This window comes from Couchioplanes caeruleus, assembly GCF_023499255.1.
Classification (GTDB): Bacteria; Actinomycetota; Actinomycetes; order Mycobacteriales; family Micromonosporaceae; genus Actinoplanes; species Actinoplanes caeruleus_A.
The window spans coordinates 4,572,052-4,598,407 of record NZ_CP092183.1; the positions used below are offsets into that span (position 1 = coordinate 4,572,052).

The 26,356-nt window shown below is 73.8% G+C and carries 28 protein-coding genes, 1 pseudogene and 1 riboswitch; of the genes and pseudogenes, 13 read left to right on the forward strand and 16 right to left on the reverse strand.

All coding sequences use genetic code 11. From position 1 onward, the window contains the following. Positions 1-9: 9 nt before the first annotated feature. On the reverse strand, positions 10-1,602 hold the full coding sequence (locus COUCH_RS21165; RefSeq protein ID WP_249606911.1) for an ABC-F family ATP-binding cassette domain-containing protein: 1,593 nt from the start codon (positions 1,600-1,602) through the stop codon (positions 10-12). Between the two features lie 219 nt (positions 1,603-1,821). On the opposite strand from COUCH_RS21165, the gene COUCH_RS21170 reads away from it, so the two are divergent. Together COUCH_RS21170 and COUCH_RS21175 are read left to right on the forward strand one after the other, a co-directional pair. Beyond that, the gene (locus COUCH_RS21170) at positions 1,822-2,058 is read left to right on the forward strand and encodes a PadR family transcriptional regulator (protein ID WP_249613776.1); all 237 of its coding nucleotides are present in this window, start codon (positions 1,822-1,824) and stop codon (positions 2,056-2,058) included. Then, positions 2,055-2,387 carry a hypothetical protein gene (locus tag COUCH_RS21175; protein ID WP_249606912.1) on the forward strand — a complete coding sequence of 111 codons (333 nt, stop codon included), beginning with the start codon at positions 2,055-2,057 and terminating at the stop codon, positions 2,385-2,387. Before COUCH_RS21170 ends, COUCH_RS21175 begins: the two co-directional genes overlap by 4 nt. 193 nt (positions 2,388-2,580) lie before the next feature. Here the strand turns inward: COUCH_RS21175 and COUCH_RS21180 are convergent, their stop codons facing one another. The 5 genes from COUCH_RS21180 to COUCH_RS21205 all read right to left on the reverse strand — a co-directional run bounded on the left by COUCH_RS21180 (position 2,581) and on the right by COUCH_RS21205 (position 7,202). Beyond that, entirely contained in the window at positions 2,581-3,447 is an 867-nt protein-coding gene (locus COUCH_RS21180) for a sigma-70 family RNA polymerase sigma factor (protein ID WP_249606913.1), read from the reverse strand. Positions 3,448-3,572: 125 nt separating this feature from the next. Next, positions 3,573-4,187 carry a response regulator transcription factor gene (locus COUCH_RS21185; protein WP_249606914.1) on the reverse strand — a complete coding sequence of 205 codons (615 nt, stop codon included), beginning with the start codon at positions 4,185-4,187 and terminating at the stop codon, positions 3,573-3,575. A gap of 89 nt (positions 4,188-4,276) precedes the next feature. Then, positions 4,277-5,338 (reverse strand): sensor histidine kinase, encoded by a 1,062-nt coding sequence (locus tag COUCH_RS38920; RefSeq protein WP_275979954.1) that lies wholly within the window; start codon positions 5,336-5,338, stop codon positions 4,277-4,279. Positions 5,339-5,448: 110 nt separating this feature from the next. Then, on the reverse strand, positions 5,449-6,231 hold the full coding sequence (locus tag COUCH_RS21200; RefSeq protein WP_249606915.1) for an ABC transporter permease: 783 nt from the start codon (positions 6,229-6,231) through the stop codon (positions 5,449-5,451). Then, positions 6,231-7,202 (reverse strand): ABC transporter ATP-binding protein, encoded by a 972-nt coding sequence (locus tag COUCH_RS21205; RefSeq protein ID WP_430640812.1) that lies wholly within the window; start codon positions 7,200-7,202, stop codon positions 6,231-6,233. Before COUCH_RS21205 ends, COUCH_RS21200 begins: the two co-directional genes overlap by 1 nt. Positions 7,203-7,685: 483 nt before the next feature. Here COUCH_RS21205 and COUCH_RS21210 point away from each other — a divergent pair, with 483 nt between their 5' ends. The 4 genes from COUCH_RS21210 to COUCH_RS21225 are packed head-to-tail and all read left to right on the forward strand — an operon-like array spanning position 7,686 to position 12,355. After that, complete coding sequence (locus COUCH_RS21210; protein ID WP_249606917.1) at positions 7,686-9,170, forward strand: IucA/IucC family protein; 1,485 nt, start codon at positions 7,686-7,688, stop codon at positions 9,168-9,170. Beyond that, the gene (locus COUCH_RS21215) at positions 9,167-10,786 is read left to right on the forward strand and encodes an IucA/IucC family protein (protein WP_249606918.1); all 1,620 of its coding nucleotides are present in this window, start codon (positions 9,167-9,169) and stop codon (positions 10,784-10,786) included. Before COUCH_RS21210 ends, COUCH_RS21215 begins: the two co-directional genes overlap by 4 nt. Next, positions 10,773-11,918, forward strand: a complete 1,146-nt coding sequence (locus tag COUCH_RS21220; RefSeq protein ID WP_249606919.1) for an alanine racemase — start codon at positions 10,773-10,775, stop codon at positions 11,916-11,918. Before COUCH_RS21215 ends, COUCH_RS21220 begins: the two co-directional genes overlap by 14 nt. Continuing rightward, the gene (locus COUCH_RS21225; protein ID WP_249606920.1) at positions 11,918-12,355 is read left to right on the forward strand and encodes an NUDIX hydrolase; all 438 of its coding nucleotides are present in this window, start codon (positions 11,918-11,920) and stop codon (positions 12,353-12,355) included. Before COUCH_RS21220 ends, COUCH_RS21225 begins: the two co-directional genes overlap by 1 nt. On the opposite strand, the gene COUCH_RS21230 is transcribed toward COUCH_RS21225, so the two are convergent. Beyond that, entirely contained in the window at positions 12,339-12,800 is a 462-nt protein-coding gene (locus COUCH_RS21230; protein ID WP_249613955.1) for a hypothetical protein, read from the reverse strand. The two genes, COUCH_RS21225 and COUCH_RS21230, sit on opposite strands and share 17 nt — an antisense overlap. A gap of 274 nt (positions 12,801-13,074) precedes the next feature. Next, a pseudogene (locus COUCH_RS21235) lies at positions 13,075-13,473 on the reverse strand (saccharopine dehydrogenase NADP-binding domain-containing protein); the annotation flags it as partial. Between COUCH_RS21235 and COUCH_RS21240 the strand changes: the two are divergent. Then, positions 13,467-14,414 carry a helix-turn-helix domain-containing protein gene (locus COUCH_RS21240; RefSeq protein ID WP_249606921.1) on the forward strand — a complete coding sequence of 316 codons (948 nt, stop codon included), beginning with the start codon at positions 13,467-13,469 and terminating at the stop codon, positions 14,412-14,414. The pseudogene COUCH_RS21235 and the gene COUCH_RS21240 sit on opposite strands and share 7 nt — an antisense overlap. 10 nt (positions 14,415-14,424) lie before the next feature. Here the strand turns inward: COUCH_RS21240 and COUCH_RS21245 are convergent, their stop codons facing one another. The 5 genes from COUCH_RS21245 to COUCH_RS21265 all read right to left on the reverse strand — a co-directional run bounded on the left by COUCH_RS21245 (position 14,425) and on the right by COUCH_RS21265 (position 18,224). Then, positions 14,425-15,099, reverse strand: a complete 675-nt coding sequence (locus COUCH_RS21245) for a class I SAM-dependent methyltransferase (protein WP_249606922.1) — start codon at positions 15,097-15,099, stop codon at positions 14,425-14,427. Beyond that, a complete protein-coding gene (locus COUCH_RS21250) occupies positions 15,096-15,590 on the reverse strand; it encodes a peptide deformylase (protein WP_249606923.1) in 495 nt (164 codons plus the stop codon). The genes COUCH_RS21245 and COUCH_RS21250 overlap by 4 nt, the downstream gene beginning before the upstream one ends. Positions 15,591-15,687: 97 nt before the next feature. Then, a complete protein-coding gene (locus tag COUCH_RS21255) occupies positions 15,688-16,179 on the reverse strand; it encodes a SigE family RNA polymerase sigma factor (RefSeq protein WP_249606924.1) in 492 nt (163 codons plus the stop codon). 9 nt (positions 16,180-16,188) lie between these two features. After that, the gene (locus COUCH_RS21260) at positions 16,189-16,902 is read right to left on the reverse strand and encodes a hypothetical protein (RefSeq protein ID WP_249606925.1); all 714 of its coding nucleotides are present in this window, start codon (positions 16,900-16,902) and stop codon (positions 16,189-16,191) included. A gap of 83 nt (positions 16,903-16,985) precedes the next feature. Then, positions 16,986-18,224 (reverse strand): chorismate-binding protein, encoded by a 1,239-nt coding sequence (locus COUCH_RS21265; protein WP_249606926.1) that lies wholly within the window; start codon positions 18,222-18,224, stop codon positions 16,986-16,988. A gap of 125 nt (positions 18,225-18,349) precedes the next feature. Between COUCH_RS21265 and COUCH_RS21270 the strand changes: the two genes are divergently transcribed. Then, a complete protein-coding gene (locus COUCH_RS21270) occupies positions 18,350-18,550 on the forward strand; it encodes a DUF5999 family protein (RefSeq protein WP_249606927.1) in 201 nt (66 codons plus the stop codon). 153 nt (positions 18,551-18,703) lie between these two features. On the opposite strand, the gene gcvP is transcribed toward COUCH_RS21270, so the two are convergent. After that, positions 18,704-21,508 (reverse strand): aminomethyl-transferring glycine dehydrogenase, encoded by a 2,805-nt coding sequence (gene gcvP, locus COUCH_RS21275; protein ID WP_249606928.1) that lies wholly within the window; start codon positions 21,506-21,508, stop codon positions 18,704-18,706. A 92-nt stretch (positions 21,509-21,600) separates the two neighbouring features. Next, a riboswitch (glycine riboswitch) is annotated at positions 21,601-21,694 on the reverse strand. 27 nt (positions 21,695-21,721) lie between these two features. On the opposite strand from gcvP, the gene mgrA reads away from it, so the two are divergent. From mgrA to COUCH_RS21300, 5 genes are all read left to right on the forward strand, one after another. Next, the gene (mgrA, locus tag COUCH_RS21280; RefSeq protein ID WP_249606929.1) at positions 21,722-22,750 is read left to right on the forward strand and encodes an L-glyceraldehyde 3-phosphate reductase; all 1,029 of its coding nucleotides are present in this window, start codon (positions 21,722-21,724) and stop codon (positions 22,748-22,750) included. Continuing rightward, on the forward strand, positions 22,747-23,421 hold the full coding sequence (locus tag COUCH_RS21285) for a nucleotidyltransferase domain-containing protein (RefSeq protein WP_249606930.1): 675 nt from the start codon (positions 22,747-22,749) through the stop codon (positions 23,419-23,421). The genes mgrA and COUCH_RS21285 overlap by 4 nt, the downstream gene beginning before the upstream one ends. Beyond that, positions 23,418-24,158, forward strand: coding sequence for a nucleotidyltransferase domain-containing protein (locus tag COUCH_RS21290; RefSeq protein ID WP_249606931.1), 741 nt, complete (start codon positions 23,418-23,420; stop codon positions 24,156-24,158). The genes COUCH_RS21285 and COUCH_RS21290 overlap by 4 nt, the downstream gene beginning before the upstream one ends. Before the next feature lie 202 nt (positions 24,159-24,360). Continuing rightward, the gene (locus tag COUCH_RS21295) at positions 24,361-24,720 is read left to right on the forward strand and encodes a hypothetical protein (RefSeq protein WP_249606932.1); all 360 of its coding nucleotides are present in this window, start codon (positions 24,361-24,363) and stop codon (positions 24,718-24,720) included. Positions 24,721-25,107: 387 nt separating this feature from the next. Beyond that, on the forward strand, positions 25,108-25,512 hold the full coding sequence (locus COUCH_RS21300; RefSeq protein ID WP_249606933.1) for a tautomerase family protein: 405 nt from the start codon (positions 25,108-25,110) through the stop codon (positions 25,510-25,512). Between the two features lie 9 nt (positions 25,513-25,521). Here COUCH_RS21300 and COUCH_RS21305 read toward each other — a convergent pair whose 3' ends face one another. Next, the gene (locus tag COUCH_RS21305; protein WP_249606934.1) at positions 25,522-26,016 is read right to left on the reverse strand and encodes a pyridoxamine 5'-phosphate oxidase family protein; all 495 of its coding nucleotides are present in this window, start codon (positions 26,014-26,016) and stop codon (positions 25,522-25,524) included. Positions 26,017-26,109: 93 nt separating this feature from the next. Continuing rightward, positions 26,110-26,355 (reverse strand): hypothetical protein, encoded by a 246-nt coding sequence (locus COUCH_RS21310; protein ID WP_249606935.1) that lies wholly within the window; start codon positions 26,353-26,355, stop codon positions 26,110-26,112. Between the last annotated feature and the right edge of the window lies 1 nt (position 26,356).

Below are 26,356 nucleotides of genomic sequence, written 5' to 3' on the forward strand. Positions count from 1 at the left end.
ACCATGATCTCAGCCGGCGTGCACCCGCGCGTGCTCGACATGCCAGGTGCGGGTGTGCCCGATCGCGTCGGCGAACCACCGGTCGTGGGTGACCGTCACCAGCGTGCCCCGGTACGCCCGCAGCGCCTCCTCCACCACGTCGAGCGCGTCGAAGTCCAGGTAGTTCGTCGGCTCGTCGAGCAGCAGCACCCGCGCCGGGCTGTTGACCATGACGGCCAGCAGCAGCCGCCGCAGCTCCCCCGCCGACAGGCTGCGCACCCCGGCGCTCCACTGGTCGGGGCCGAACTGGTGCCCGGCGAGCAGCGCCTCCGCCTCGTCGGCGTACACCGGCACCCGGGAGCGGAAGAACTCCACCACCGTGGCGTCGGTGCGCAGGCCCGCGTCGGTCTGCGGCAGCACCGCCACCGGCACCCCCGCCCGGGCCTCCAGCTCCCGCAGCAGCGTCGTCTTGCCCGAGCCGTTGCGCCCGGTGATCAGGATCCGGTCGCCGCGGCGCACGTCCACGTCGACGCCGTCGAGGACCACCCGCTCACCCCACTTCACGGTCAGGTCCCGTACGGCGATCAGCGGCTCGCCGGGCTCCGCGTCGTCGCCGGGGAAGGCGAGGGTCAGCGGCGGGCGGGTCCGCGGCTCGCTGATCCAGCGCACCGACTCCATCTGCCGGCGCAGCCGCCGCTCGCGCACCTTCGCCTTGCGGGCCACCTTGCGGGCGATGCGGCGCAGGTGCGGGGCCTCCACCCCGGAACGCACCGTGGTCTCCACGAACACCGACTGCGCCTTGGTGCGCTCGATGTCGTCCTCCCAGCGGCGGCGGTCCTTCTCCTGCGCCTCGTGGTCCAGCAGCAGCTTCTGCCAGCGGCGCGTCTTCTCCCGCCGGTACGCCGCGTACCCGCCGCCGGGGTAGTCCTGCGGCTCGTCGTGGATGCCGTCGAGCTCGATGACGTGGTTCACGGCGGTGTCCAGCAACGCCCGGTCGTGGCTGACCGCGAGGACCCCGCCGGCGTACCCGGCCAGCCACCCGGCGAGCCAGGCGGCGCCCTCGGCGTCCAGGTGGTTGGTGGGCTCGTCGAGCAGCAGCACGTCCGGCTCGTCCAGCAGCGCCCGGGCCAGCAGCAGCCGCGCCTGCTCACCGCCGCTGACCTCGTCCAGCGGCCGCTCGTCGTCCAGGTGGGCGATGCCCAGACGCAGCCGCACCTCGGCCAGCCGCGACTCGGCGGTCCAGCCGCGCAGGGTGCTCCACCGGTCCTGCGTCTCGCCGTACGCGGCCAGCACGTCGCGGCCCCGCGCCAGCTCGCCCTCCAGGTGGCGCATCCGGGCGGTCACCTCGGCCAGCTCACCCAGCCCGGCGGTCAGGAACCCGCCCACCGTGTCGTGCCCGGCGGTGACCTGCTGCGGCACGTACCCCACCCGGGTGCCGGGGCCGCGCACCACCGTCCCGGACGCCGGGGGCAGTTCCCCGGCCAGCACCCGCAGCAGGGTGGTCTTGCCGGCCCCGTTCGGGCCGACCACGCCGACCCGGTCGCCGGCGCCGAGCACCAGGTCGAACCCGGTGAACAGCGGATCACCGTCGTGGGCGCAGCCGAGAGAAACGCACTTGAGCACGGAGACCTCCGCGAGAATGCAGACACCGACATGGGGTACGGCGACCCGCGCGCTCGCGGACGATCAGCGGCGCTGGACGGGTCGGGTCGGTATCACACGGAAGCGTCGGCTCCTTCGCGCTGTCGGCGGTGCTCGTCCGCCACCCTGCCCGGACCGCGCCCGGGCCGCAACCGCTTTTCCGATACTACGACTGACGTTATATTCAGTTCGCCGTACGGTCTGGGCACGCAAGAGCCCACCTTCCTCATCCTCACCGCGCTGGCCGCCCAGCCCCTGCACGGCTACGGCGTCATCCGGTCGGTCTCCGAGCTGTCCCACGGCGAGGTCAATAGCGGCGCGGGGGCGCTCGCCGCGCAAGCCGAGCGGCTGCGCCGCAACGCCGCCACCGCCGAGACCGAGCTGGACCGCCGCGGCGGCATCGTGCCCGGCCTGTCCTTCACGGCGGGCGCCGCATGACCACCACCGAATGGCCCACGGCCGACCCCCGCCTCGAACGGGCCTACCACCGGCTGCTGCGCACCTACCCCCGCCGGTTCCGCGCCCAGCACGGCGCCGAACTCGTCACCACCCTGCTCGAGATGGCCGCACCCGGGCAGCGCCGGCCCACCCCCGCCGACGCGCTGCACCTGCTCGCCGGCGGGGGTGGGCCACCGCTTCCGGCTGCCCGCACCGCCACCGCGCTGACCGCCCTCACACTGCCCACCATCGCCCTGTACGGCAACGTCATGCGCGCCTTCCGCCACGCCGGCGGCGACGACGTCGCGTTCACCGTGCACAGCGCGTAAAACCCCGGCCCCTACTAGCCGTTCGGACCGCCATGGCAGATCCTCGCCTACACCATCGGCGGGCTGCTGCTCACCGCCCTGGCGGCCACCGTCGCCCGCCCCGGACCCACACCCCGGCCCGCCATCGCCCCCTAGAGACGCGACAGGCCGCCACCGGGATCACGGTAGCGGCCTGTCGCATCGCTCCTACGGCTCAGGCGGCGTACGCCATCGCCTTGTTCACACCGTTCGCGTCGGTCACGGCCAGCCGCGACGCCATCGTCGACCGGCTCGCGATCTGCGCCGCGTACGCCGCCCGGCGCCGCGCCACACAGCCGTCACCCTTCGCCGCCGCCGTGTCCTGCTGCTCCATGTGCCGGGTCAGCCCGTCACGCAGCAGCGCCAGCGCCTCCGTCCGCAGCTGCGACACCCGCGACTCGGTCACCCCCAGCTCCGCCGCCACCTCCGACAGCGGCCGCTCCTGCAGGAACGACGCCTCCACCACGAAGCGCAACCGCTCCGGCAGCACCGACACCGCGTCGTGCAGGTAACCGATGCGCTCACGGTGCAGCAGCATCTCCTCCGGGTTCAGCGACGCCTCCGTCACCATGTCCTCGGCCGTACCCGCCGCGAAACCCTGCAGCGACAACACCGCCGCGCGCTGCACGTCGTCATCCACCGACGCCAGCTCCGAGACACCCACACCCAGCAGCTCCGCCAGCTCCGTCGGGGTCGGCGTACGCCCCAGCCGCGCCGTCAGCTCCTGCCGCGCCACATCGGCACGACGCGCCCGCGCCCGCACCGACCGGCTCGCCCAGTCCATCCCGCGCAGCTCGTCCAGCAGCGCACCCCGCACCCGCACCGCCGCGAACCGGCCGAACGGGATACCGCGCTTCGGGTCGAACGCCTGCGCCGCCGTCACCAGCGCCGCATACCCGGCCGAAGCCAGATCGTCACGGTGCACGTGCGCCGGAACCTTGAACAGCATCTCCCGGACCAGGTGCCCCACCAGCGGCATGTTCTCGCGGATCAGGCCCTCCAGCTCACGGCTGACAGTCTTCGGCGCGGTCGCTGCGGACATCGTGTGTTCCCCCTCGTATCCCGTCTCCCGGTGACGGCTCACCGGCTGACAGGGGGAACTTTTCGTGTCTCAGGGTGCAACCAACGGTCACCGACGGTTGCTGATCGGTTGTAGCCGCAAAAACGCTAAAGTGTCAGCAGCCACCCGTTGTCCCGCGCCAGGCGCACCGCCTCAGCCCGCGTACGGGCACCCGTCTTACCGATCGCCGACGACAGGTGATTACGCACCGTCCCCTCCGAAAGATGCAGCTCACGAGCGATGTCCGCGACCGTGCCGCCGTCCCGCGCCGACCGCAGCACCTGCGTCTCGCGCTCCGTCAACGGTGAATCCCCCTGCGCCAGCGACTGCGCCGCCAACCCCGGATCCACCACCCGCAACCCCTCATGCACCCGGCGCACCGCATCCGCCAACTGCCGCGCCGGCGTGTCCTTCACGACGAACCCACTCGCCCCCGCCGCCATCGCCTGCCGCAGATACCCGGCCCGCCCGAACGTCGTCACCATCAACACCCGGCACCCCGGCACCACCCGGTGCAACTCCCGCGCCGCCGCCACCCCGTCCATCCCGGGCATCTCCACATCCAGCAACGCCACATCCACCGCATGCGCCCGGACCGCCGCCACCACCTCGTCGCCGCGGCCCACCTCCGCCACCACGCTCAGATCCGGCTCCAGATCCAGCAACGCCGCCATCGCACCACGCACCAGCGCCTGATCATCAGCCAGCAGAACCCGGATCACCGAACTCTTCTCACCGGGACGAGGCCGCGCCGGCCCGCCGCCCGCCGACAGCCCGGAGCCCTCAGGCTCGATGTCAGGTGGCAAAAGGTTCACTGCGGCACCTCCACCCGTACCCGGAAACCCGGCCCGTCGGCACGACGCCCCACCACCAGGCGCGCCCCCGCCGCCTCCGCCCGGCGCCGCAACCCCGCCAGGCCCTGCCCGTCCGGCGCCGCCGGCCCGTCACCCGGCCCGTCATCCACGATCTCCACACTGCCCGGCGACAACCGCACCACACACCGGCTCGCCCCGCTGTGCCGCACGACGTTCGTCACCGCCTCCCGGATCGTCCACGCGAACAACTCCCGCACCCGCGTCGGCACCTCATCGGCCGCCCCCGGCAACTCCGCCGCCACATGCGCCGCCGCCAACGCCGCCCGCGCCGCCGCGATCTCCCCCGGCAACGAGATCCCCCGCACCCCCATCGCCGTCGCCCGCACATCCGACAACGCGTCGCGCGCCAGCACCTCCAGATCCCGCAACTCCCGCCGCGCCCGCTCCACATCCACATCCAGCAACCGCTGCGCCAACTCCGCCTTCACCGTCACCACCGTCAGCGAATGCCCCAGAATGTCGTGCAGATCCGCCGCGATCCGCGCCCGCTCCTGCTGCACCGCCATCACCGCCAGCTCCTCCTGCGCCACCGCCAGCCGCGCCTGCCGCTCCCCCGCCAGCCGCAACCCCCACACCGCCGCCGACCCCAGCAACACACCCAGCCCGTACCCGTTGTCCTCCCACCCCGGCACCCGCCACGCCAGCACCTCCGCCGCCACCGCCAACGACGCCGCGAACGGCGCCGCCTGCCCCAACGGCAACGACGCCATCGCCGTCGACGCCACATACACCAGACACGTCAGCGCATGGAACCCCGCGCCCGGCACCTGCGCCGCCGTCAACACCAGCAACGCCACCAGGCCCACCCACACCCGCGGCGAACCATGCAGCCGCGCCACCCGCGACCCCGCCCGGCTGAACCAGCTCACCATCGCCAGATACAACGCACCGAACCCGGCCAGCGCCGCCAGCCCCAGATCCCGCTGCCAGTCGTTGCCCCGATCCGTCAGCGCCGACAGGTTCTCGCTGAGATAGAACAGCCACACCGCGGCGAACACCCACCCGAAGCGCGCCCGCGGACCCCCCAACGCCACCGAAACCCCCGAGCCGCCGGGCCCGCTCCCAGCGGACCCGGCGGCATCAGACTCCCCGGCAGCGTCGCGGCCGCTCACACCCGCGCCGTGTCCCGCCGGAACCGCCACACCGCACCCGCCGTGAACACCGTGGTCCACACCAGCACGTTCAACCCCGCCAGCCACAAATTCCCCTCCCGCACCAGCGGATACCGCGCGAGCTCACCCACCCCGTACACCGGCGTGAACTTCGCCAGCGCCGCGAACGTCGACCCCATCAGATCCAGCGGCACGAACAACCCGCCCGCGAACGCCAGCACCGCCAGCACCGGACCCAGGATCTGCATCACGTTCTCACTCGGCAGCAGATACCCCATGAACAGGCCGAACGCCGCGAACACCAACGCACACAGCCACGCCAGCAGACCGCACTCCACCCACGCCGCCGCCGGCAGCTCCGCCCCCGCGAACGCACCCACCACGAACGCCACCGCCACCGACACCGCCCCGATGATCATCGCCAGGACCAGCTTCGCCGCCACGTACGCCACCGGGTGCAACGGCGTCAACCGCAACTGCCGGCTCCACCCCGCGGCCCGCTCCACCGACACCATCGCCCCACCGCTCGTGGTCGCCAGCATCGCCCCGTACACCGCCATGCTCACCAGCACGAACCCCGTCACGTTCCCGCCGCCCACCCGCTCGGTCCGGTACGACTGACTCGTACCGAACAGCAGGAAGAACACCGCCGGCATCACGAACGTGAAGATCACCGTCCGCCGGTTCCGCACCAGCCGGCGCAACTCCAGCCGGATCATCCCCCACGAGAACCCACCCAGCCGGGGCAGACTCCGCTCCCGCACCACCGCAGCCGCCATCACCGCACACCCCCCGCAACCTCGTCCGCCGCCTCGCCCATCGTCGCCGCCCCACCCGACGCCTCATCCGCCGTCAGGGCCAGGAACGCCTGCTCCAGATTCCGCGACGTGATCTCCAGATCCCGCGCCGGCGTCCGCGACAACAAGAACCGCGCCACCGCATCCGAATCCCGGCCCTGCACGTACACCGAATCCCCGCGCACCTCCACCGAATCCACCCCCGGCAACCCCGCCAGCGCCGCCTCGTCCGCACCCGGCCACGTCGCCCGCACCGTACGACCCGACGCCATCGCCTTCACCTGCGCCGCCGTACCGTCCGCCACCACCCGGCCCCGCCGCACGAAGACCACCCGGTCCGCGTACGCATCCGCCTCCTCCAGGTAATGCGTCGCGAACACCACCGTGCGCCCCGACCGCGCGTCCTCCCGGATCGCCGACCAGAACTCGTGCCGGCCACCCACATCCATCCCCGTCGTCGGCTCGTCCAGGATCAGCAACTCCGGATCCGGCAACAACGCCATCGCGAACCGCAACCGCTGCTGCTGACCACCCGAACACTTGCCGACCAGCCGCCCCCCGATGTCCGCGATCCCCGCGCGCTCCAGCACCCCAGCCACCTGCGACCGCGGCCGCCCGAACAGCACCGCCGTCAACCGCACCGTCTCCTCGACCGTGTAGTCCTTCAACAACCCGCCGGTCTGCATCACCGCCGACACCAGCCCCAGCGCCACCGCCTCCCGCGGCGCCCGCCCGTACACCCGCACCGACCCCCGCGTCGGCGCGGACAAACCCAGCAGCAGATCCACCGTGCTGGTCTTCCCGGCCCCGTTCGGACCCAGCAGAGCCACCACCTCACCCGCACCGATCCGCAGACTCACCCCGTCCACCGCGGCGACGTCCCCGAACCGCTTCACCACACCGTCCAGCTCGACCGCCGGAACCCCCGACCCGCGAGCCACACCTTCACTCACCGCAGCGACTGTCATGCCACCACCCTCACCCACCGGACCACGACCCACGCAGCACACCCGTCACGACCGGCCCATGACATCCGTCAGGGGTCCATCGGATGATCGGCCGCTGCCCACAACCGCCGACCGCCTCCACACTGGACCAGCAGCACCACCGACCACCCGGTGCGGTCCGGCACGACCGCACACCCGCCCGGCCACGGCGCGGGACGCAGCCGCGCCGACCGGGACGGCCGCACCGGGCCCCGGTGCACCCCTGAGAGCATCTTCCGCCCCGGGTACGACGATCGGGATCGTCATATTCACCCCGGGAAACGGTCGCCGCGGCAGCGGTTCGCCCGCGCGCGCCCTCCGGCCCGGGACCGGCCTCCTGCTCATCTTGTTCTTGGCGGGTCGTCGAATTCCTTTTTGTCTTTGATCTTCGGTGACGCAGGCGACCCCGCGCACACCCTGTAGAGCGTCCTAGGACGTTACGGGTGCAGAATGGGCGCCGTGAGCCGCGCCGAGCTGCAGGCCGTGCGACCCGGGCTGGTGGACGCCTACGACCGGGCCCTGCCGCGCGCCCGCGCCGAGATCCTCGCCCGGCTGCTCGTCGCCCTGGCGCACGAGCCCCTGCCGGGGACGGCACCCGACCCGATGCACGCTGCCGGGTCCGCGACGGTCGTCGAGCCCTTCCAGCCGGCCGCTGCCGGGCTCGCCTACCGGCTCGGCGGCGAGACCATCACCGACCCGGTCGTGCTCGTGCGCCGGCTCGGCTGGCCCGAGACGTTCGCCGGCGAGATCGGCAACAGCGTGGCCAACCTCGCCCTGGCGTACGCGGACCCGCCCCCGGCCACCTCCCGCCCGCTGCTGGACACCGCCCCGGACCTGGCCACCGTCGAGCAGCTCGTGGCCGACGGGCACCCGCTGCACCCCTGCTGCCGTACGCGCACCGCGATGAGCGTCGCCGACGTGCTCGCGTACGCCCCCGAGCACCGCCCCACCCTGCGCCTGACCCGCCTGCGCGTGCCCGCCGGCCGCTGGTACGGCACCGGCGAACCGGTCCTGCTCGCCCACCCGTGGCAGGCCCGGCGGCTGCGGGAGGCGTACCCGTGGTTGCGGGCCGACGGCGAGACCGGCCCCGTACGCCCGCTGATGTCGCTGCGCACCGTCGACACCGGGGCCGGGCACGTCAAGACCGCGGTCGACGTGCAGATGACCTCCGCGGTGCGGACGGTCTCCCCCGCCGCCCTGCACAACGGCCCGGTCCTGTCCGCGCTGCTCGGGAAGCTGACCGCCGGCCTGCCGCTCACCGTGCTGGCCGAGTCCGGGGCGGGCGCGGTCCTCGTCGGCGGCGAGCCCAGCCGCCACCTCGCCCACCTGCACCGCGAGGCGCCACGGGTGGGCCCCGGCGAGACGGTGGTCCCGCTGGGGGCGCTGGCCGCCGCCGACCCGTACGACGGCCGGCCCCTGCTGCTGCACGCCGCGACCGACCCGTACGCGTGGTGGCGCGACCTGTGCCACCTGCTGTTCCCGCCGCTCCTGGCCCTGCTGCACCGCGGCGTCGCGCTGGAGGCGCACGGGCAGAACACCCTCGTCGTGCTCGACCGGGGACGGCCCACCCGGATCGTCTACCGCGACTTCGGCGGGGTCCGCGTCAGCCCCGCCCGGCTGCGCGCGGCCGGCCACGACGTCCCACGGCTGGACGGGGACCTGCCCACCGACGACCCGCACGAGCTGCGCACGAAGCTCGCCGCGGCCGTCCTGGGCACCGTCGCGCCGCAGCTCGTCGCCGTGCTGACCACCGCGGGCGCCGACCCGGCCAAGCTGTGGGCCACCACCGCGGAGGCGATCGCCACCGTCGCCACCGCGGACGCCCGCGCCCTGCTCACCGGGCCGCTGCCGCGCAAGGCCACGACGGCGATGCGGCTGGCCGCCGACCCGCTGGCCGACGTGTGGACGTACCACGACAACCCACTCGCCGCATGACCCGCAGCCTGACCGCCCGCCGGCTCGCCCTGCACGCCGCCCACGCCGGCGCGTCCCTGGCCGTGCACGCCCCGCACCTGCACGATCCGTTCATGGCCGCGCTGCCGGAGGCGGCGGACGTCGTCGGGCGGCGGCTGCGCGGCGCGCTCGTGCGCGAAGGGCTGATCCCGCCCGCGCCGGGCGACCGCTTCCACGCGTTCCACCGCGTCGAGTACGCCCACGCCGGCGCCGACGACCCCGCGGACCTGCTGCCCCCCGGCCTGCCCGGCAACGCGGCCGGCTTCGCCGCGGAGCTGCGCAACGCCGTCGTGAACCTCGCCGTCGCCATGACCCGCCCCGGGCCCCGCGACGGCGGCGACCCCGACGAGGCCGCCGTCGCCGCGGAACGGCTCGCGGTGGCCGGGCACAACCTGCACCCGTGCGGGCGTACGCGGCTGGGCTGGGACACCACCGACGTGCTCGAGCACGACCTGGAGGCCGGGCACACCCGCGTCGGGTTCCTCGCCGTCCGCGACGACGTGCACCTGGGCGACGACGTCGGCGCGGCGCTGCGCTCGGCGTACCCGGGACTGCCGGAACTGCCGGCCGGATACCGGCTGCAACCGGTGCACCCGTGGCAGCGGGACACGGTCCTGCCCGGGCGCTACGGCGACCTGCTCGCCGGCGGGCTGGTGCGCATCCTCGACGCCGAACTCGACGCGGTGCCCACGGCCGCGCTTCGCACCCTGCTGCTGCCCGCCGCCGCGGACGGCAGCCGCCGCTACGTGAAGGTGTCGCTGGACATCCAGGTGACCTCCACCCGGCGCAGCATCTCCATCGCCAGCACCCGCAACGGCCCTGCCGTGTCGCGGGTGCTGCACCGGCTGGCCGCCGACGACCCGGACGCGGACCGGCTGCTGCTCATGGCCGAGACTGCCGGGGCCGCCGTACCGGCCGGGTCGGGCCGGGACATGTCGGCGATCCTGCGCGACGGGCTCACCGGGCGGCTGCGCCCCGGCGAGCGCGCCGTGCCGGGCGGGGCGCTGCCGCTGCTGGCCGCCGGGCTCGTCGGGGAGTTCGCCGCCACCACCGGGCGCCGCGACGACACCGGCGCGGCCGCCGCGTTCCTCGACGCGTACGCCCGGCTCCTGCTCCCGCCGCTGCTGCGCCTGACGGTGCACGGCGTGGCACTGGAGGCGCACCTGCAGAACTGTCTGCCGACCTTCACCGCCGGGGTGCCGCACCGGCTGGCCGTACGCGACTTCGCGGGGCTGCGGCTGCACCCGGGCCGGCTGGCCGCCGCGGGACACGAGGTGGCGCTGTGGCCCGCGTCCGTGGTGGCCACCGGGGACGCCGCCGTGCTGCGCGCCAAGATCGGGTACACGGCGTTCCAGGCCCACCTCGGCGAGCTGGTGCTGCGCCTGGGCGAGTCGCACGGCCTCGCCGAGGACCGGGCGTGGCGGCTGGTCCGCTCCGTCGTCGACGAGACCTACGACGCGCTGGGCGGCGCCGGGCGCGACGACCACGCGGCGTTCACCGCGGCGACCGTGCCGCACAAGGCGCTGGTGCGGATGCGGCTGGCCGGCGGCGGCGACGCGTACCTGCCCGTGGAGAATCCGCTGCATGCGCGCGCCTGAACGGGTCCTCGCCGCCCTGGCGGGGCTGGAGTCGCCGGTCTGCGCGTACGTGTATGACCGTCAGGCTCTGCGGGAGCGCGCCGCGGCCGTGCGCGCGGCCCTGCCGGCCGGCACGACCCTGCTGTACGCGGTCAAGGCCAACGGGCACCCGCAGGTCGTGCGGACCCTCGCCGAGGAGTGCGACGGCCTGGAGGTGGCCTCCGGCGGTGAGCTGGAGCTGGCCGTGGCCGCGGGGGCGCGGCGCATCGTCTTCGGCGGTCCCGCCAAGACCGACGCCGAGCTGGCCGCGGCGGTCGCCGCGGGCGCGCAGATCAACGTGGAGAGCGGCCAGGAGCTGCTCCGGCTGGATCGCGTCGCCCGGGCCGCGGGGGTCGTCGTGCAGGCTTGCGTACGGGTCAACCGCGCGGCCGGCGGCCTCACGGGCAGCCACGCCATGACCGGTACGCCCACCCCGTTCGGCATCGACGAGCAGCACCTGCCCCGGGTTCTCGCCCGGCGCGGCGGCAACGTGGAGATCACCGGCTTCCACCTGCACGCCGTGTCGAACAACCTCGACGGCGCCGCGCACGCCCGCTTCCTCGCCGGATGCCTCGACTGGTCGGCCGCCGCCGCCCGGCGCCACGGCCTCGACCTGCGCACCGTCAACGCCGGCGGCGGATTCGGCGTGGACTACCGCACCGGCGCCACCGCCGACCTGTCCGCCCTGTCCGCCGTGGACGTGCCCGCCGGGGTGGAGCTGATCGTCGAGCCGGGACGCCTGCTCGCCGCCGACGCCGGCTGGTACGCCGCCGAGGTGCTGGACCTCAAACGCACCCACGGCCGCTGGTTCGCGGTGCTGCGTGGCGGCACCCACCACTTCCGGCTCCCCGCCGCCTGGGGCTACAGCCACCCGTTCACCGTGCTCGAGCGGGAGCGCTGGCCGTACGAGTGGCCCCGCCCCGGGCTCACCGGCGAGTCCGTGGACGCCGTCGGGGAGCTGTGCACGCCGCGTGACGTGCTGTCGCGTGACCAGCGGGTCGGGCGGCTGCGCATCGGCGACGTGCTGCTGTTCGCCCGCACCGGCGCGTACGCGTGGGACATCTCGCACCACGACTTCCTGCGCCACCCGCCGCCGTCGTTCATCGTGGTCTGATGGATCTCACCCACCGCCCGGCCGCACGCGTCATCTGCCTCGACACCGACGACCGGGTGCTGCTGATGCACTGGATCGACCCGGTCGACGGGCACGCCGTGTGGGAGCCGCCCGGCGGTGGCCTCGACCCCGGCGAGACCCACCTGCAGGCGGCCCGCCGCGAGCTGGCCGAGGAGACCGGCCTCGACCCGGCCGCCGTGCTGGACCGCAGCGTCGTGGTCGAGCGCGACTTCGTCTGGAAGGGACGCCGCTTCGGCGGACCGGAACGCTTCTACCTGGCCCGGTTCGCCGGGGCCCGGCCGGCGCTGCGGCGCGACGGGCTGCTGCCCGACGAGCAGGAGGCCCTGGCCGGGCACGGCTGGTGGCGCCTCGACGAGCTGCCCGGGCTGCCCGGGCTGGACCCGCCGGACCTCGCCGACATCATCCGGCGCATGTGAGCCCGGCCGGCACCGCCGGCGCCTCGACGGTCAGGTGGGCGGACAGGGCCGCGAGGAAGTCCGGGGCGTCGAAGATCGCACCGGCCGAGGCGACGCCGGTCGTCCGGGTCCGGCCGGTGAGGATGCGGTCCACGGCCTCCACCGCGAGCGGCGCGCTGACGGCGTAGATGTCGCGGCCGGAGGCGGCCAGGCGGCGCCGCGTACCGCCCCGGCGCACGACGACGTCGACGACGAAGCTCTGCGCGGAGCGGCCGCGCCCGTCGACGGCGGCCGGCGCGGGGGAATCCGGGGAGGCCAGGTCCGCGGCCGCCGCGGCCGTCATGAAGGTGCGCACCTCCGGGACGGCCAGGTGGCTGGGGACGGTCACCACGTCGGCCATGGTGAACTCGCTGATCACCCGCCGGTTCCCGAGCGGCTCCGGGAACGGCCAGTCCACCGTCGACACCGCGTCGTCGTGGAGCTGCAGCCGCCCGCCGGCGTAGCGGATGCGCCGGCCACCGCGCCGCCCCGCCGAGACGCGACCCGGCCAGCGTGCCGCCGGTGGGGTGCCAGCTGCTCAGGCCGTACGCGACGTGGACCTCGTCCGCCGACGTGCGGTCGCCCATCGCGGCGGTGACCAGCAGGTCGCCCAGGCCGCCGAAGAAGGCCATCGCCGGGACCACCACGGTGCCGGCGGCACGGGCGGGCTGCGCGAACCGCGTGAACGTGTCGGCGTTCGCCTCGATCTCGGCCGCCACGTCGACGTACGGGATGCCGGCGCGCAACGCCGCCTCGATGACGGGGCCGGCGGTGACCGCGAACGGCCCCGCCGTGTTGATCACCGCGTCCGCGTCCCGCAGCGCCCGGTCGAGCCGGGCCGGGTCGTCGACCGGAGCGGCGCGCCTCTGTGCGCCGGGGACGTCCGCCGCCATGGCCTCCAGCCGGTCCCGGTCCCGGCCGAGCAACAGCGGGCGGTGTCCGCGGTCGCGCAGCTCGGCGGCCACGAACCGGCCGGTGTGTCCGTACGCGCCGTAGACGGCGATGGTCCGCTCCGTGTTCATGTTGCCGATCTTGTCGTGGTTCCCCGCGCCGGGACAGTGTCGGGAATGACGGCGACCGTACAATTCCGGCCATGGCATCCGCCCCGGGCTCCGTCGCCATCGCCGCGACCGACGCGATGCTGCACTTCGAGCTGGCGCTGTGCCACGAGGTGTTCGGCACCCGCCCCGACGCCGTGCCCGGCCCCTGGTACGACGTCCGGGTGTGCGGCCCGGGTCCGGTCCGCCTCGGCCGTTTCCTGCTGGATCCGGACAGCGGCCTGGACGGTCTGGCGACGGCCGGCACCGTGATCGTCCCGGGCCTGGCCGACGTCGACCGGGATCCGCCCGCCGAGCTGGTCGACGCACTCCGCGCGGCCCACCGGGCCGGCGCGCGGATCGTCTCGCTGTGCACGGGAGCGTTCGTGCTGGCCGCCGCCGGGCTGCTGGACGGCCTGCGGGCCACCACCCACTGGGCGCACACCGATGCTCTCGCCGCGCGCTATCCCCGGGTGACGGTCGACCCGGACGCGCTCTACGTCGACAACGGCACGGTTCTCACCTCGGCGGGCAAGGCCGCGGCCATGGACCTGTGCCTGCACCTGGTCCGCCGTGACCACGGTTCGGCGGTCGCCAACATCGCCGCCCGCCGCCTGGTCGTGCCGCCGCACCGGGCGGGCGGGCAGGCGCAGTTCGTCACGACGCCCGTGCCCGCCCGCGACGATCACCCGCTGGCCGAGCTGCTGCCCTGGGCGATGCGGCGGCTGGACCAGCCGCTCACCGTGGACGACCTGGCCCGTCAGTGCCACCTCAGCTCGCGCCACCTGAACCGGCAGTTCCGGTCGGTCACCGGCACCACCCCGCTGCAGTGGCTGCTCACCCAGCGGATCCGCCGGGCGCAGGAGCTGCTGGAGACCACCGGCGACAGCGTCGACAGCATCGCCGCGGCTGTCGGCATGGGCACCGCGACGACCCTGCGCCGTCACTTCCACCGGACGGTCGGCGTGCCGCCCGACACCTACCGCCGCACGTTCCGGGCGTGACGACGCGGCGTCACCCGGCGGCCCGGAACTCGGCGCGCCAGCGGGCGACCAGCGTCTCCCCGCCGTCGGCGATGCGCTCCACGGACACCGTCTCCAGCGCCGCGCCGCCCGGACCTTCGCCGCCGAACGCGTCGATCTCGGCCCGGCTCAGCGGCCACGGCGGCCCCTCGGCGCTGCCGGTCGCGGCGGCGGCCAGGACCAGCAGCGTGCCGCCCGGTGCCACCAGCGGGCCCACGTTCGCGATCGCCCGGGCGCGGACGTCCGCGGGCAGCGCCTGCACGTTGTTGCTCTCCAGCACCAGGCCGAAGCCGCCCCGCCACGCCGCGGGCGGGTCGAGCAGGTCCGCAACGACGTAGGTCACCGCGGAGCCGGGATGCCGCTGCCGGGCCGTGCGCACCGCCGTGCCCGAGATGTCGAAAGCGGTCACCGCGAAGCCCAGCCCGGCGAGGAACTCGGCGTCGCGGCCGAGCCCGCAGCCGACCACGAGCGCGCGGCGACCGTGCCCGTCGAGGCCGCGTGCCTGCGCCCAGGCGGCGAGGTGACGGCTCGGGGCGGGCACGTCCCAGGGCACCTCCGCGGTGCCGGCGGCGGCCTCGGCGTACAGCTTCTCGAACCAGCCGGTCGCGTCCCCGGCGGCCAGCGACCGGGCCGCCAGCCGCCGGGTGTCCGGCTCCCGGTCGCTCATGTCCTTGCGGGGCGGCCGCTGCGCAGGGTCCGCAGCGCCTGGCGGCGGGTGTCGCCGGTCAGCGTGTCGATGTACAGGCGGCCGTCGAGGTGGTCGGTCTCGTGCTGCAGGGCGCGGGCCAGGAAGCCGGTGCCGGTGATCGTGCGCGGTGCGCCGTACTGATCGGAGCCGGTCGCCGTGACCGTCCAGGCCCGCGGCGTCGCGAAGCCCATGCCGGGCAGCGACAGGCAGCCTTCCTCGTCGTCCTGTTCGCCGTCGAAGCCGGACAGCACCGGGTTGACCAGGTGTCCCACCTCGCCGGCCACGTTGTAGGAGAACACCCGCAGGCTCACGCCGATCTGCGGTGCGGCGACCCCGGCGCGGCCCGGCTCGCGCACCGTGTCCTCCAGGTCGGCGACCAGGCGCCGCAGCTCGTCGTCGAAGACGGTCACCGGCTCGGCCGGTGTCCGCAGCACGGGGTCGCCGAACAGCCGGATCGCTCGCACAGTCATGGCCGCGACCCTATCGCGGGTATCGGGTGGCCACGAGCACCGCTCGTTACGCCCGCGCCGGCGTGCGGAACGACCTCGCCGGGCCGCGCCGCATCGGTTACGCGAACAGGGCCAGCTGGTCGGCGGCGAGCAGCCCGCGCAGCCGCTCCAGGGACCGCCTCGTCTGCGTCTTGACGATGCTGGCCGGCACGTCCAGCGCATCGGCGACCTGCTCGACGCTCAGGTCCTCGAAGTAGCGCAGGATCACGATCGCGCGGTCCCGCGGCGGCAGTTGCGCCAGCGCGTCGAGCATGGTCAGCCGCAGGTCCGGGTGGTGCCGGTAGCCCTGCTCGTGCACCGCGCCGACGACGGCCTCGGTGGAGCTGCGCCGCCGGCGGTGGTCCAGGTAGACACGGACCAGAACCTTCTGCGCGTACGCAGGGAGGTTGTCGGCCTGCCGCACCCGCCGCCAGCCGAGGTACAGCTTCGTCAGGGTGCTCTGGGTCAGGTCCTGGGCCAGGTGCCAGTCGCGGCACAGCATGAACGCGGTGGTCCGCAGCCGTTCGGCGCAGCTGCCCGCGAACTCCGTGAAGTCCTCGTCGTCATTCACCGCGCCGCCCTAGCCGAACGTCGCCAGGTGCGGGAAGTCCTGCTCGCCGGCGCGCACCAGCGCGGGGTCCATGCCGTCGCCCCACCGCGGGTCCGACACCACCGCCTTCGCCTCCTCGTCGGTCAGGGCGAGCGGCGTCGGCGTGCTGCCGCCGGCGGTCATCCGGCACGTCGCCAGGTCCGCCTGCACGGTCATCCCGCCGGGCCAGTCGGCGCGCACGACCTTCGCCTGGGTGCAATTGTCGGGCAGCGACTCCACGGTGACCGTCGGCTTCCCGGCCCGCGGCAGTGACGGATATCCGGCAACGGAGATGCGGATGATCGCCGGTCCCCGCCCCCGGTCCAGCGACATCTGCACCTGCAGGTCCGAGTGGGCGGCCTTGGCGGCGTCCCCGGTACGCCCCGGCGGGAGCAGGTCGCGCAGCAGCACCAGCATCGCCTGCGGGGTGGCCGGGATCCGGCTGTCCAGCGCCTGCGAGGGCGACACCGCGACCACGACGCCGGCGTCCGGGCCCGGAACCGGGGCGGTGCCGTACGGGCCGCCCAGCGCCACCGCCACGGCCAGCACGCCCGCGACCGCCGTGCCGCCGCCGGCCGCCGCGAACCGCCGCCGCCTGCGGATCCGGCGGCCGTCGCGCACCGCCGACCCCACCACGTCGCCCAGCGGCGGCGGCCGTTCGGCACTCAGCTCGTCGCGGAGCAGGCTCCGCAGTTCCTCGGTCACGGCCGGTCCCCTCTCGCACGCTGCCCTCACCCGTACCGACGGGGTGGGACCCGCGGCCGGTGACAGCGGTGCGCGACGTTTTTCTAGGGACCTGCCAGCGCGGCCCGGATCGGGGCGGCCTTCGCGGCGGCCTCGGCCACCTCAGCCCGCGGGTCGCTGTCCCAGGTGATGCCGCCGCCGGCCCACAGGTGGACGCGGCCCGCGGTCGCCGCCACGGTCCGGATCGTCAGGCCCAGGTCGACGTGGTCGGTGCCGACCCAGCCCAGCCCGCCCATGCTCACCCCGCGCCCGACCGGCTCCACCCGCTCGATCTCGCGCAGCGCGGCCAGCTTGGGCGCCCCGGTGACCGAGCCGCCCGGGCACACCGCCCGCAGCAGCCCGGCCAGGCTCAGCGGACCCTCGATCGGCGCCGACACCTGCGACTCGGCCTGCCACAACCCCGACCACCGGCGTACGGCGAACAGCTCGTCCACGCGCACCGGGCCCACGCCGCTCAGCCGGGCGAGGTCGTTGCGCTCCAGGTCGACGATCATGACGTGCTCGGCGCGCTCCTTGGCCGAGCCGAGCAGCTCCCGGCGGCCCCGCGCGGTGGCCGGGCGGGTGCCCTTGATCGGCCGGGTGATCACCCGGCCGTCGCGGACCTCGACGAGGGTCTCCGGCGAGGCCGTGGCGATCGCCCAGCCGTCGCCCGCCAGGAGGCCGCCGTACCGGGCGCCGGCCAGCTCGGTGACTCGCTGTAGGGCCGGGCCGGGATCGCCCGTGTACGGCGCGCTGGCGTGCCCCACCACGTTGACCTGATACACGTCCCCCCGGGCGATCGCCGCGCGGACCTCCGACACCGCGCCGGCGTGGTCCGCGGCGGTCCAGCTGTCCTCCCACGGGCTCAGCGACCACCCGGGCGATGCTGACGCACCGTGATCACCCGGGCGCGGCGAGAGACCGCTCTCCCGGCTCGGGCCCTCCGCGGTGTGCACGTACAGAACCGCTGCCACATCAGGGATCTCCGGCACCGGTGAGGCTCGCCCGGAAGCGCCGCCGGCCATCACCGATCCGGCCGCGGCGGACACGTACAGTGACGCCCCGCAGGGGGTACCGACGCCGAACGGGTGAAACTGACTGGCCGTTCGGCCGAGGTCTCGCACCGGCAGTCCGTTGTCCGCGAGCCAGGCTGTCACAAGCTCGGCGGGGTCACCACCATCCCCGGCGAACCATTCGAACACCGATGACGGACGGTGACGGTGCAGGCAGGAGGCCGGAGAACCCGGTGGACGGGCTTGCGCGACTGTCGCAAAGTGGCCGTATCGGCCCGCTGCGTGGAACATCTGAACAGTGGACTCGCTCAATGAGGCCCCGTCACCCGAGCCACCCGGACTCGTTCGGATGGGAGTAGTGTTCGGCCCCGTTGATGTGAAGAACAACACAACACACCCCTGACCGGAGACCTCCGATGTGCCAGCACCAGACTCCCTGTCCCTCATCCGAAGCCATGGACCGCGAGGCGGCCCGCATCGTGGCGACGTTCCCCGAGCAGGGATGGAGCCTGCTCTGCAACGGCGTCATCGTCTTCGAGGACACCGGTGAGCTGCTGCCCGACGGCCGCATGATCGCACCGCACCGGGGCCCCGCCCGGCACGCGCTCGCCGCCTGAGCACCCGACCCACCCGGCGGCGCCACCGGCGCCCGCCCCAGCGGCCCCCGCGCCGCGCCCCTCTTCGCGCGAGACAGCAGCGTAACGGCGCCTCCGCCGCCCCGGCACCCGGGGCGAGCCGGCCCTATGCCGACCCGCCCCGGCGGGAACCCCTCACTCCTCGAACGCCTCCGGCGCCGGGCACGAGCAGACCAGATTCCGGTCGCCGTACGCCCCGTCGATCCGCCGCACCGGCGGCCAGTACTTCGCCGTCCGGTCCACCCCGGCCGGGAAACCCGCCAGCGACCGCGGGTACGCGTGCTCCCACTCGTCCGCCGACACCGCCGAAGCCGTGTGCGGGGCGTTGTGCAGCGGATTGTCGTCCCGCGGCCACTCACCGGCCGCCACCCGGTCGATCTCGCCCTTGATCGCGATCATCGCGTCGCAGAACCGGTCCAGCTCCGCCAGATCCTCGCTCTCCGTCGGCTCCACCATCAGCGTGCCCGCCACCGGGAACGACATCGTCGGCGCGTGGAAGCCGTAGTCGATCAGCCGCTTCGCCACGTCGTCCACCGACACCCCGGTCGCCTTCGTGATCGGCCGCAGGTCCAGGATGCACTCGTGCGCGACCAGGCCCTCGTTGCCGGCGTACAGCACCGGGTAGTGCTCGCGCAGCCGCGCCGCCACGTAGTTGGCCGCCAGCACCGCCACCGACGTCGCCGCCGCCAGCCCGTCCGGGCCCATCATCCGCAGGTACGCCCACGAGATCGGCAGGATCCCCGCCGAGCCGTGCGCCGCCGCCGACACCGCGTGGTGCTCACCCGGTTCGAGGGGGTCACCCGGCAGGAACTCCGACAGGTGCGCGCGCACCGCGACCGGGCCGACGCCGGGACCACCACCGCCGTGCGGGATGCAGAACGTCTTGTGCAGGTTGAGGTGCGACACGTCCGCGCCGAACTTGCCCGGCCGGGCGAACCCGACCAGCGCGTTCAGGTTGGCGCCGTCCACGTACACCTGGCCGCCGGCGTCGTGCACCTTGCCGCACAGCTCGGCGATGCCCTTCTCGTACACGCCGTGGGTCGACGGGTACGTCACCATGATCGCCGCCAGCGCGTCCCGGTGCTTCTCGATCCTCGCGTCCAGGTCGGCCAGGTCCACGTTGCCGTTCTCGTCGCACGCCACCACGACGACCCGCATGCCCGCCATCACCGCGCTGGCCGCGTTGGTGCCGTGCGCGCTCGACGGGATCAGGCACACGTCGCGGTGCTCGTCGCCACGCGACCGGTGATAGCCGCGGATCGCCAGCAGACCGGCCAGCTCACCCTGCGACCCCGCGTTCGGCTGCACGCTGACCGCGTCGTACCCGGTCAGCTCCGCCAGCCAGCCCTCCAGCTGCGCCACCAGGGCCTCGTAGCCCGCGGTCCGCGACGCCGGCGCGAACGGGTGGATGTTCGCGAACTCCGGCCACGACACCGGCTCCATCTCCGTGGTCGCGTTCAGCTTCATCGTGCACGACCCCAGCGGGATCATGCCCCGGTCCAGCGCGTAGTCGCGGTCCGACAGCCGCCGCAGATACCGCAGCATCGCCGTCTCCGAGTGGTACGACGAGAACACCGGGTGGGTCAGGAAACCCGACGTACGCCCCAGCGGCCGCGCGCCGCACTCGGCGGGCGCCGCCGGAGCCGCGCCGAACGCCGCCAGCACCACCTCGACGTGCGCGGGCGTCGTCGTCTCGTCCACCGACACCGACACCCGGTCGGCGTCGACCAGCCGCAGGTCGATGCCGTTCCCGGCCGCCGCCTCCACCACCGACGCCGCCCGCCCGGGCACCACCGCGGTCACCGTGTCGAAGAACGCGTCGTGCGCCACCTCGACACCGGCCGCTGCCAGCCCGCCGGCCAGCGACAGCGCGTGGTCGTGCACCCGCTTCGCGATCGCCCGCAAACCCTGCGGACCGTGGTACACCGCATACATGCTCGCCATCACCGCGAGCAGGACCTGCGCCGTGCAGATGTTGCTCGTCGCCCGCTCCCGGCGGATGTGCTGCTCCCGCGTCTGCAACGCCAGCCGGTAGGCCGGCGCGCCGTCCGCGTCCCGCGACACCCCCACCAGACGCCCGGGCAGCGACCGCTCCAGCCCGGCGCGCACCGCCAGGTAACCGGCGTGCGGCCCACCGAAGCCCAGGGGTACGCCGAAGCGCTGCGTCGTCCCGGCCGCGATGTCCACGCCGATCTCCCCCGGCGGGCGCAGCAGCGTCAACGCCAGCAGATCCGCCGCCACCGTCACCAGCGCACCCACCGCGTGGGCCGCCTCGACCAGCGCCGCGTGGTCACGCACGGCCCCCGACGCACCCGGATACTGCAGGTGCAGGCCGAAGAACTCCGCCGGCAGCTCATCGCCGGCGTCCAGGTCCACCAGCCGCACGTCGATACCGAGCGGCTCCGCCCGCGTCCGCAGGATCGCGAGGGTCTGCGGCAGCGTGTCCGCGTCCACCACGTACACGGGGCTCTTGCTCTTCGACGACCGGCGGGCCAGCGTCATCGCCTCCGCCACCGCCGTGCCCTCGTCGAGCATCGACGCGTTCGCCGTGGTCAGCCCGGTCAGGTCCGTCACCATCGTCTGGAAGTTCAGCAGCGCCTCGAGCCGGCCCTGACTGATCTCCGGCTGGTACGGCGTGTACGCCGTGTACCACGCCGGGTTCTCCAGCACGTTGCGCCGGATCACCGCCGGCGTCACCGTGCCGTAGTACCCCAGCCCGATCATCGACGTGGTCACCGTGTTACGCCCGGCCAGCTCCCGCAGCTCGGCGATCGCCTCCTCCTCGGAGGCCGCGGCCGGCAGGTCCAGCCTCCCGTGCCAGCGGATCACCTCGGGGATGGCGGCATCCATCAGCGCGTCCAGCGACGCGTACCCGATGGCCTTCAGCATCTGGGTCTGCGCGTCCGGATCCGGACCGATGTGGCGAAATGCGAACGTCATGGCGGCTCCAGCGGGGGCAGAAGGTCGACGGGCAACCTCCCCCTCTGTCGTACCCACCGGGCGGTCACACCCCACCGGGCACTTCAGAGTCGCCTGCCCCCGCGGTCCTTTTGCCTGAGAGGTTCCGGGGAGGATTTGCCCCTTCGGCGCCGTCGGCGAACCGACGGTCTCTCCCGCGTGGGTGGTACCGGCCCCTTCAACCTACCAGCGGCGATGTTTCGATCATGTGTCCCTAGGCTGTGGTGTGTGACCTACTCCCCCGCGGACGACCGCTACGACACCATGACCTACCGCCGCGCCGGGCGCAGCGGACTCCAGCTGCCCGCCATCAGCCTCGGCCTCTGGCACAACTTCGGCGACGCCCGCCCGCTCGAGCGTCAGCAGGCCATCGTCCGGCGCGCCTTCGACCTCGGCGTCACCCACTTCGACCTGGCCAACAACTACGGCCCCCCGCCCGGCAGCGCCGAGAGCAACTTCGGCCGCATCCTGCGCACCGACCTCGCCGCCCACCGCGACGAGCTCGTCGTCTCCACCAAGGCCGGCTACCACATGTGGAACGGCCCGTACGGCGAGTGGGGCTCCCGCAAATACCTGGTCTCGTCGCTCGACCAGTCGCTCAAGCGCCTCGGCCTCGACTACGTCGACATCTTCTACCACCACCGCCCCGACCCGGACACCCCGCTCGAGGAGACCATGGGCGCCCTCGACGCCGTCGTCCGCGCCGGCAAGGCCCTCTACGTCGGCATCAGCAACTACACCTCCGAGCAGACCGCGCAGGCCGCCGCCATCCTCCAGGAGCTCGGCACCCCGCTGCTCATCCACCAGCCCTCGTACTCGATCCTCAACCGCTGGATCGAGAAGGACCACCTGCTCGACACCCTCGAACGCGTCGGCGCCGGCTGCATCGCCTTCAGCCCCCTGCAGCAGGGCCTGCTCACCGACCGCTACCTCGGCGGCATCCCCGACGACTCCCGCGTGCGCACCAGCGTCTTCCTCAACGAGAACGACCTGGACCCGGCCACCATGGGGCGCATCCGCACACTCAACGACATCGCGCAGCGCCGCGGCCAGAGCCTCGCCCAGCTCGCCCTCGCCTGGGCCCTGCGCGACCCCCGCATGACCAGCCTCATCATCGGCGCCAGCAGCGTCGAGCAACTCGAGACCAACGTCGCCGCCCTGCACAACCTCACCCTCGGCGCCGAGGAGCTCGACGAGATCGACGGGACAGTCCTCGACCTGTGACCGGCCCGTTCCCACCCGGCACGATCCTCGCGGTCGTGGTCGGCTCCCGCGCGTACGGCCTCGCCGGACCGGGCTCCGACCACGACCGCCGGGGCGTGTACGCCGCACCCACCCGCGCGTTCTGGCGCCTCGACAAGCCGCCGACCCACCTCGACGGCCCCCGCGAGGAGCAGTTCTCCTGGGAGATCGAACGCTTCTGCGCCCTCGCCCTGCAGGCCAATCCCACAGTCCTCGAAGTGCTCTGGTCACCGCTCATCGAGCACCTCACCGACGACGGCCGGGCCCTGCTCGCCGCCCGCGACGCGTTCCTCTCCCGGCGCGTCGCCGCCACCTACGGCGCGTACGCCCGCGACCAGCTCAAACGCGTCGCGGCCCGGCGCCGGAGCACCGGCGGGACCAACCACAAACAGGCCATGCACATGATCCGCCTGCTGTACGCCGGCACCCACGTCCTGCGCACCGGCCGGGTGCTCGTGGACGTCACACCCCTGCGCGACCGCCTCCTCGAGATCAAAACCGGTGGAGTGCCCTGGGAATCCGTGGTGTCGTGGGCGGACGAGCTGCTCGCCGGCCTCGCGGACGCGGAAGCGGCCACCACGCTGCCCGCCGAACCGGACCGAGCTCGCATCGACGCGCTGCTCACCGCCGTACGCGAAAGGAACCTGGCGTGACAACGGACGTGCCGGCCTGGGCCGCCGAGGCCGCGGTCCTGCCCTATCCCACCGTCTTCGTGACGGTCAGCGGCGCCCACCTGTACGGCTTCGCCTCCGTCGACAGCGACCTCGACCTGCGCGCCAGCCACCTCCTCCCGGCGCAGGAGGTCGTCGGCCTGCGCACCGGCCCGGAGACCATCACCACGGACACCTGGCGCGACGGCGTGGAACTCGACGTGGTCAGCCACGACCTGCTCAAGTTCACCCGGCTGCTCACCACCCGCAACGGCTATGTCCTCGAACAGCTCCTCTCGCCGCTGGTCGTCACCACGTCGCCGGTCCACGCCGCGCTGATCGAACTGGCGCCCGGGCTGATCACCCGGCACCACGCCCACCACTACCTCGGCTTCGCCGCCACCCAGGAGCGCCTGTTCGGTACGACCGGCGAACTCAAGCCCGCGCTGTACACGCTGCGGGTGCTGCACACGGGCATCCACCTCATGCGTACCGGCTCGGTGGTCGCCGATCTCGGGACGCTGAGCCCGCTGCCGTACGTGCCGGAGCTGATCGCGATGAAGCGCTCGGCGGAGCACGCGGCGTTCCCGGCCGAGCTCCGCAAGACGTTCCGGCAGGACGCCGCGGCCCTGCGGGCGGAGCTGGAACGGGCGCGAGATGCGTCGGCTCTGCGGGAACAGGCCGACCCGGACGCGGTGGAGGCGCTGCACGAGCTCGTGGTCCGCACCCGCCTGGCATGACCGACCGCCGGCGTCGGCGTTCTGGCGCCGACCACCGGTGTCGCGTTCCCCTGGCGGGCGGGCGACTCCTGACCAGTGCGCGCACGGCGTCTTTTGATCAGTCGGCGAAGCCGTCCCTTCTGTGGTGCGGCGCTCCGCGCCTACAGCATCCTAGGAACCTAGGGATTATTCGCCGGGGCGGGTCGCGGTCTAGGCTGGTCGCATGCCCGCCCGCGCACTCGACGCTCCCGTCGCCCACCTCGCCCGGCCGCACCGGCCCGTGCTGGTGGCCGGGACGCTCGCCGAGCTGACCGGTCCCACCCAGGGCCTGGTCGAGCTCCCGCTGCGCCTGTGGTGGAACCCGCACCGCGCCTTCGACCTCGGCGAGCACACCATGCTCCTGTGGATGTACGAGAACGTGCTGCGTGAGGCCGTCCGCATCGACGAGCTGCGCGATCACCTGCACGGCCCGACGATGGTGCGGCTCTGGCCCGAGCTGAACCTGCCGCGCGGGGTGCGCGCTGCCTGGGAGGCCCGCCACCCGGCCCTGCGCCACGCCGGAGCCGGAGCGCGCGCGGCGTGAGCGCAGCCGGCGCACGCGCAGCCTGAGCCGAGCCCGCCACCCGGCGCCGCCAAGGCCGGGCGCCCGCGGCCTGAGCGCGAGCCACGCAGCCAACGCGGGTAGGGCGCAACCAGCGCGGTCGCGCGGTCAGGGCTGGGCGTCCGCAACCTGAGCGCAAGACACGCACCCCGCGTCCGGGTCGAGCGCGGCCGAGCGGCCGAGACGATCGCGCGGCGCCGTGGGAGCGCGCGGTGTGAGCGCAAGCCACGCAGCCAGCGCCCGGGTGAGGCGCAACCAGCGGAGCGCGCGCCCATCCCGGAGGCGTCGGCACGGAAGTCGTTTCCGGCGGAGGAAGCCGCGGCTTTATGCTGCTCCACCCCCGGACGACCGGACGTCGAGGAGCCGCCGATGCCGCACGTGACGCTCCACGCCCTCGAGCATCAGCTCGCCGGCCGTGAGCCGCGCCTGATCGAGGCGCTGACCGGCGCCGTCGTGGCCGTGTACGGCGAGTGGGCCCGGCCCTCCGTGGACGTGCGGCTCATCGGCATCCCCGCCGGACGGTGGGCGCGGGGCGGAGCGGCGGTCGCCACGGCCGCGCCCAGCGTCACGTTCGGGATGCGGGAGGAGGTGTTCACCCGGGAGGACGCCGCCGTGGTGGTGGCGCGGCTCGTCGCCGCGTTCACCGACGCCGTCACCGCCGTGTTCGGCGACGAGTGGCGTGACGACGTCCTGGTCGAACTGGTCGGCCGGCCCATCTCGCGGTCCGGCCTCGGCGGGAGGGTGATCGGCGACGGCCGCGCGCCGTCGGGGTGAGCGCAGTGGTCAGGCCTGCCGTTCGCTGCGTTGCCGGACGAGCTGTTCGACCGCCGTCGGCAGCGTCGTCTCGAAGTCGATCAGCTTGGCCCAGGTGGGTGTGACGACGATGCGGACCATGCCGTCGTAGAGCGACCGGACCTCCGCCTCCCAGGCGGCCCGCTGGTCCGGGGTCATCGTGTAGCTGCCGTTCATCTGCAGGAATTCGTCCGGTATGCCCTCGACCACGTCCAGGTCCGCACGGCCGCGCAGGAGCAGGATCGTGGGCGGGTGGACCTCGGTGTCGATGGTCAGCGCCACCGCCGGGTTGCGGCGCAGCGACGCGAGCTTGGGGGCGTTCGTCGAGGTGCACATGACGATGTGCGTGCCGTTCCAGGTGAACGCCATCGGTACGCAGCGGGGTGTGCCGTCCCGGGCGACGTACGCCAGGCGTGTGATGTCGCGGGCGAGCAGGTCCCGGCTGCCCGGCCGGTCGAGGATCTCGGTGATCCGGGTCGGTTCCACGGTCGTCTCTCCCGATGTCGGCGACAGGTCGTGCCGGGGACGGAGCCGGCGACGCTTTCTCGACATCGGGAGAGACGTCCGGGGACGGGGATGTCAGGCCGGGGCGTACTTCCCGCGGCCGGTCTTGCGGAAGGCGCCGCGCTTCACGCCTTCCTTGAGCGCGTTGCGGAAGCGGGTCGGGCCCCAGTACTTGCAGCCCAGCGCCTCGCCGATGTGGTCGCGGGAGGCCTCGCCCTCCTCCTTGAGCAGGTTCTGGATCAGCGAGATCTCGCGGCGCATCCACCATTCGTTCTCGTCGGCGTCCACGCTCGAGGTGGACGGGAACGGGGTGTAACCCATG